The 6,729-nt window shown below is 41.1% G+C and carries 8 protein-coding genes; 5 read left to right on the plus strand and 3 right to left on the minus strand.

Annotated elements, in window-relative coordinates:
- Positions 1 to 207: universal stress protein (locus WAM07_RS10305; protein ID WP_422166585.1), on the plus strand; the 207-nt coding region annotated here is incomplete at its 5' end.
- A gap of 95 nt (positions 208 to 302) precedes the next feature.
- The gene (locus WAM07_RS10310) at positions 303 to 602 is read left to right on the plus strand and encodes a helix-turn-helix domain-containing protein (RefSeq protein ID WP_422166587.1); all 300 of its coding nucleotides are present in this window, start codon (positions 303 to 305) and stop codon (positions 600 to 602) included.
- A gap of 67 nt (positions 603 to 669) precedes the next feature.
- Here WAM07_RS10310 and WAM07_RS10315 read toward each other — a convergent pair whose 3' ends face one another.
- Together WAM07_RS10315 and WAM07_RS10320 are read right to left on the minus strand one after the other, a co-directional pair.
- Positions 670 to 1,326: a haloacid dehalogenase type II gene (locus WAM07_RS10315; RefSeq protein WP_422166589.1), complete on the minus strand. Its 657-nt coding sequence runs from the start codon at positions 1,324 to 1,326 to the stop codon at positions 670 to 672.
- A gap of 132 nt (positions 1,327 to 1,458) precedes the next feature.
- On the minus strand, positions 1,459 to 2,115 hold the full coding sequence (locus WAM07_RS10320; RefSeq protein ID WP_422166591.1) for a ZIP family metal transporter: 657 nt from the start codon (positions 2,113 to 2,115) through the stop codon (positions 1,459 to 1,461).
- A gap of 280 nt (positions 2,116 to 2,395) precedes the next feature.
- Here WAM07_RS10320 and WAM07_RS10325 point away from each other — a divergent pair, with 280 nt between their 5' ends.
- From WAM07_RS10325 to WAM07_RS10335, 3 genes are all read left to right on the plus strand, one after another.
- The gene (locus tag WAM07_RS10325) at positions 2,396 to 3,325 is read left to right on the plus strand and encodes a cation diffusion facilitator family transporter (RefSeq protein ID WP_422166593.1); all 930 of its coding nucleotides are present in this window, start codon (positions 2,396 to 2,398) and stop codon (positions 3,323 to 3,325) included.
- Positions 3,326 to 3,841: 516 nt separating this feature from the next.
- Complete coding sequence (locus WAM07_RS10330) at positions 3,842 to 4,762, plus strand: ABC transporter ATP-binding protein (protein ID WP_422166599.1); 921 nt, start codon at positions 3,842 to 3,844, stop codon at positions 4,760 to 4,762.
- Complete coding sequence (locus WAM07_RS10335; RefSeq protein WP_422166595.1) at positions 4,759 to 5,859, plus strand: ABC transporter permease; 1,101 nt, start codon at positions 4,759 to 4,761, stop codon at positions 5,857 to 5,859. Before WAM07_RS10330 ends, WAM07_RS10335 begins: the two co-directional genes overlap by 4 nt.
- A gap of 430 nt (positions 5,860 to 6,289) precedes the next feature.
- Here the strand turns inward: WAM07_RS10335 and WAM07_RS10340 are convergent.
- Positions 6,290 to 6,729: FkbM family methyltransferase (locus WAM07_RS10340; RefSeq protein ID WP_422166597.1), on the minus strand; the 440-nt coding region annotated here is incomplete at its 5' end.

Consider the following 6,729-nt stretch of genomic DNA (forward strand, 5'->3'; position numbering starts at 1 on the left):
TATGTGGAGTCCGCCGGTGTATCCACTAAGTTTCTGATGTTACATGGAGATCCCGCTGAAGAGATGATCGAATATGCCAATCAGGAAAATTATGATTGCGTGGTTATTGGAAGCCGTGGACGTAATAAGTGGCAGACGTTAATCCTGGGCAGTGTCAGTCATAAACTTGTGAAATACGTCCAGGGTCCGGTTATTGTCGTGAAGTAAAGAAAACGTGCAGTTCATCAATGAGCTGCACGTTTTTTATAAATGAAGAAAATACTTTAAGAGGTATAGAACAAATTTAAGTGCGTTGAGATATCATGAGTTCAATCAAGATTGAAGGACTTTTACAGCATGAGCGTAAAATTGCCTTAAGTGACGTGAAGCAACAACTATTATACTTGTTATTGATGCTCAGTCAGAAAACCGGCCGCCGTAAGCAAAACTGGCAGACCATTGAATTGAAACTGACTCATCAGGATCTCGCCAACATGATCGGGGCGACGAGAGAAACGACGAGCTCTATCATGAGCGAATTAAAAAAAGACGGGTTCATCAGGAAAGTACGGTTTCTAGCCCTCGATGCGTATAAGACGAAAAAATTCTTAAACCTTTCCTAATCTCGCTGCTTCCGACATAAAATATCCCATTTAAAAAGGGCCCCGATCCGGGCCCTTTTTCCTTTCTCTATTTCCACTCGCGAATTCCGCTTAAATCACTATAGACACTATCCGGCTGTATATCCAGCTCTTCTGCTACAAGTTCCTTGCGATTAATCCAGGCGGTATTAAATCCAAAGCTTTTTGCACCTGTAATATCCCATGGATTAGAGGACATGAATAGGATTTCTTCTCTTTTCACATCCAGTCTCTCTAAAGCATGGTTATAGGCAGCAGGAGTAGGTTTATATTGCTTAATTTCATCCGCGCTGATCACTTCATCAATGTAGTCATTGGTCGAGGATTGCTCGACAAGGGGATCAATCATATTGACCGAACCATTCGAGAACACCACCAGCTTTTTATCAGAAAGCTCTTTCAGCACATTTTCCACCTCTTCAAAAAGCTCAAGTTCTAAATAAGCGTTCATGAGGCGCTCTTCATTCTCTTCGGATAGCTCGACCCCATTCTCTTTACAGGCATAATTCAAAGCATCCTTCGTAATCTCGTCAAAAGGCTTATAGCGTTCCATCAGTTGTCTTAAGAAGAAATACTCCAGCTGTTTTTTTCTCCATGACTGGCTGATTTCGTCGCCTTTATTCGGAAAAATTTCATTACATTCTTTTCCCACGGAATGAACATCAAACAATGTGCCATAAGCATCAAACACCAATGCTTTAATCATCCAAAAACCTCCTAAACTATTCTTCTAAGAGGTTTCCCTGCAGGAGAATATGAAAACTTAAAACTAGGAAAAAGTAATCCAGTCAATTCCAAACAAGCTTAGTTGACGTTCTCAAAAACCATTGCAAGAAACTTATTGGAAAACAAATAAAAAATAAATACTTCCAAATCCTATAACCCCTGATAAAATACAAAATGAAAGAGAAGACTCTTTACGGGCTTTCATAAATATTTCGCATACCGCTACCATAACCAAGATGGCTATCGTTATATTCATAATAAAGGCTAATACATACGGGATACTTATATTGAGCACTCCCCCAACAAATGAGCCTAAAGCAATCGGGAACGTAACCACTCCAGTAAACATCACCAAAGATCCAATACCATACCCCGCCAGGAATAAAGGTGTAAAAATAATGATTCCCTCGGGTATGTTATGAGTGATCAGAGTAAAAAGCATTACCGTCCACAACTCATGGTCCAAACCTGACCCTAAAACAACTCCCATGGGGAAATTGTGTGCGGACATTCCCACTGTTAATAACATAACCGTTCGCAGCATAAGATCCTGTTTCGGGCTTCTGGTGATGATCGTTATATGATCGATGGCATGGTGAATATACCAAAATAAAAGAACTCCTGCCGTCATTCCTAATACAAAAATCATCCAGCCTCCAAGTTGGAGACTATCGGGTATCATTTCCAAAGTAGCCATACCTAAGATAAGCCCAGTCGAATAGGCAAAAACAAAACTAACCTTAAACCCTTTCAAAAACCAAGCAAACACTCCCCCTAGACCAACCCCCGCCCCACAGGCAACCGAACTTATGAACCAAACAGGTAACATGTTTCACCTCTCAGAACCATTATTGGTTATCCAAAACTTCCTATATAGATGACATCATATGATTGACGTGAACGCTTCATGCTTGTAACATGTATATATGAATATGTGCGCATATATTAGTTAGTATCTCTATACTATCAAAGGTCTTCATGCCAGATGGGATAAGTTTTGTTGAAAGGTGAACAATGGTTTTAAGACAATTATTAAAGGAGGTTAAACCATGGGGCACGACCATTCACATGGGGCAAACAAAAAAGCGTTATTGATCAGTTTTATCATCACAACCGTTTATATGATCATTGAGGCAATAGGCGGTTTCTTAACTAATAGTTTAGCCTTATTATCTGATGCAGGACATATGTTAAGTGATTCTGTATCTCTCGGTGTCGGAGTATTAGCCTTCGTAATGGGAGAAAAAGTAGCCAACTACAGTAAAACCTATGGATACAAACGATTTGAAATTCTTGCCGCCTTATTTAATGGCGTTACCTTAGTATTGATTGCTCTCTACATTTTCTATGAAGCGTATAAACGTTTTATCGAACCCCCTGAAGTAGCATCTGTTGGAATGTTAACCATAGGTATAATTGGGTTGATCGTAAATATCGTTGTAGCGTGGATGTTAATGCGGGGAGATACTGAACACAACTTAAATTTGAGAGCCGCATTTCTACACGTGCTCGGTGACTTGTTAGGATCAGTTGGAGCAATCATAGCCGCCCTTCTTATCATGTTCTTTAATTGGGGATGGGCCGATCCATTAGCAAGTGTGATTGTAGCGGTATTAGTTCTCATTAGCGGCTGGCGGGTAGCCAAAGATTCGGTACATGTTCTTATGGAAGGAACACCTAAGAATATAAACTTCGAAGAGATCGCAGAAACCATTCAAAGTACGGGTGAGATTGAAGACATCCATGACTTGCATGTTTGGAGCATTACTAGTGGTCAAAATGCACTCTCCTGCCATGCAGTAGTTACACAAAACCTTACCATTCAAGATTGTCAGCACTTATTAAAACGAGTGGAAGAGCAGCTCCGTGAAAAGGGAATTGGGCACGTGACGATTCAAATCGAATCAAACGAACACCCACATGAGGATTCCATTATCTGTTCAGATCATAGGGATGATCATCACGACCATTCCCATTAGGGCCTTCCCTCGGACTATGGATCCGGGGGACTTTCACTTTTTAAAGCACGCAGTTTATGAATATTCCTGGACATACGTCCGTTCCACCTTATTGATTTAAAACATCAACTCACTTTAGAGTGAATGGCCTTTTTCTAAGGGTGAGATTATGAATCTATTTGAATAGAATTGAAAAAGGAGGGCCGAATATGGATTCATTTTTTGTATCTGTACTCATTATGGCCATGAGTGTGGCTGGAGCATTTATAGCTTTTATGGTCATTCTCCTGAATCGGAATAAAAGAAAATAAATGCTTATTCTAATTTATACATGTATGAAGATCTATCTGCTTAGTGAAAAGGTAGTACAGAGTATTCAAGATGAAGAAATGATCACGATTTATCAGGCTTATAGCCTAGCGCGATACTAAGAAAGTCTCTCGGGAGTCAATTGAACTCTTGAGAGACTTTTTTTTGGAGCAAATAATCGCCCCCTTCTCCATTCGTGGTATATTGAAAGTGAATGGAGTTGAAGTGATGTTAAATACAATGATCCATGTTGAAAGATTAGTCAAAAAATACGGGAATATGACAGCCGTCAATGGCGTTGAATTCCATGTGAGTGCCGGCGAAGTGTTTGGTCTTCTCGGACCTAATGGAGCTGGAAAAACAACCACGATTGAAATGCTGGTCGGACTCCGTAAACCCGACGATGGAACAGCTACCTTGTCAGGTTTCGATATTCGCAAGCAAATCAATAAAGTGAAAGAGGTTATTGGGATTCAGCTGCAATCCACTTCGCTGTTTGAATTGTTAACGGTTCAAGAAATCATGCAAATGTACGCAAGCTTCTACCCAACTCACGTCTCTATTCCTGAATTAATCGATGAAATGCTGTTAACGGAAAAGAAAAAGGATCGAATTAAAGGATTGTCGGGCGGCCAAAAACAGCGTCTTGCCATTGCTTTAGCTATTATTCATGACCCTGCCATTATCTTTCTTGATGAACCAACGACTGGATTAGATCCTCAAGCGAGGAGAACACTTTGGGATATCATTGAAAGTCTAAAGGCAAAAGGAAAAACCATCGTTCTTTCCACCCATTACATGGATGAAGCCCACGTATTGTGTGACCGCATTGGTATTATGGATCAGGGGAATTTGATCGCCTTAGATACTCCATCCAGATTAGTAAAAGACCTGCATTCGGACAGCGCCATCGAGTTTACGCTCCCCCCTGATGAAGACGATACATTTATTCAACAGTTACCACGCGTCACTCAAGTTACTCGCAGGCAGGAATGGTATGTCGTTTACACTGATGATCTTCAAGTGACACTGATCGGTTTAATTCAACATTCCCAGGAGAAAAACCTTAAACTCCAGGATTTACAGACGAGAACAGCAACACTCGAGGATGTCTTTATACATATGACAGGAAGGAGTTTAAGAGAATGAAGGCTTATTGGCAGTTAACCTTAGCGCAATTAAGGATTTTCGCACGAAATCGCCAGGTGCTTTTCTTCACGCTCCTCTTTCCCATTATTCTGATGCTGGCCCTCGGCTCTTTTCTTGGAAATAGTGGTGGCACGAGTATCTCTATGGCCGTCATCGACCATGACGAATCATCCGCATCCAAGGCGCTTCTCTCCAATTTCCAGAAAAATGAGGCCATCCAGCTAGATCAAAGCAACAGTGTGGACGAAGCATTAGATGAACTCAAAACAGATGATTATCAAGTCGTTATGGAAATACCTAAAGGTTACGGCAAACATTTACAAACCCATGCTGAAAAAAGCAAGGCACTGGACCTTCCCGTTTATTACAACGAAACCAACGCATCAGCTTCCCAGCTCGGGTTAACCGTCGTCACTTCTGCCGTAGACCAGGTGAGTAAAAATATTGAAGACTACTCGCCAGTCGTAGCCGTCCAGCCTAAAGGAGTACGGGCGCTTGATATTGGCTACATTGATTTTCTCGTTCCCGGGATCGTCGCGATGATGATTATGAATAACAATATGAACGGCGTAGCTGGACAAATATCCGCATGGAGAGAGCGTGGAATTTTGCGGCGCATGCAAGGGACTCGTCTTAAAGCTTCAACGTTTATCGCTGCACAAATCACGGCCAGGGTGCTGTTAAATGGCTTACAGGCCATACTTGTGCTGGTCGTGGCGAGCATACTTTTTAATGTTCAAGTGAATGGCTCGTGGCTTGCCCTGCTCACGTTCGTCGTATTAGGAACACTCGCGTTTATGGCTATAGGCTTTATTATCGCTGGTCTTGCTAAAAACCCGGAAAGTGCAGGCCCGATTGCAGCCTTTGCTTCGTTCCCGATGCTATTCCTGGGCGGCGTATTTTTCTCCATCAACTCCATGCCGGAATATCTTCAGCCATTCGTCCATGTCCTTCCGATTTCTCATTTAAGTACCGCCCTTCGCGAAACGATGAATGTAGGTACACCTTTTCTTGGCTTATGGCCCCACTGGCTTACTTTGGTGGCCTGGTTAGCTGTCGCTTTTACCATTGCCAGCCGAACATTTAAATGGGAATGAGATAGAGCGTGCTTTCTCATAGTGTTCAATCATCCATTCTTACATGAATATCCAAAAATTCGAATAGGTCAATCCAAATATCCGGATTGACCTTTTTTTACTCTACTAAGAATGAGAGTGATGTGTAATGGACTAGTTTCTTCTGCTTATCCCCCCATGCCGTCCATACTCTTAGTAAAGAAAACACCTATAAATGTGAGGTATGAACGCCTAAGTGATCACGGAGGGGCTTCCACTTTCTGAAAAAATTAAATGAAATTTTACCACCATAAAATTAAAGCCCTCAAAAGTTAAATAAACTCTTAAGGTGCTCGTTACTTTAAAATAGGTTTTAAACAATCCTGTCAAATTAATATTAAAGTCCTGATATGAAAGGGTGCCGGGCGTTCTAGTAAACTCTTAGAGGACAAATATACACTTCGAAAAATGGTTACACAAATAAAGTTGTTGGGGTAGCGTTGAATTGCTTGAGTGATTTATAGTTGAATTTTTTCAAAAAACTATATACAAGTTGCAGCTTATCATCGGTTGTGGTTTCAATATATAGGAGAGGTTTGTGTTTTTTTAATGTGTTCACTGCCCCTTGCAACACATCCATCTCCATCCCTTCCACATCAATTTTTATTACATCCACTCTGTTCAACTCACTGAATAAATGATCGATCGTTTCAATCACTACATCACCTTCCACATCACCTTTTAATTGACTCATCCCCATATTATCTTCTGAACCGCCTACGATCGATCCTTTCCCTAGTTCTTTTCCGACCCCATGGTTGAGTAAAGTGGTTTTATTCTCCAATCCGTTTAATTGAACATTCTTTTCTAATAAATCAAACGCCTCACGATTGGGTTCTATAGAGAAAACCC

The sequence above is a fragment of the Halobacillus sp. genome (assembly GCF_049282395.1).
Taxonomy (GTDB): domain Bacteria; phylum Bacillota; class Bacilli; order Bacillales; family Halobacillaceae; genus Halobacillus.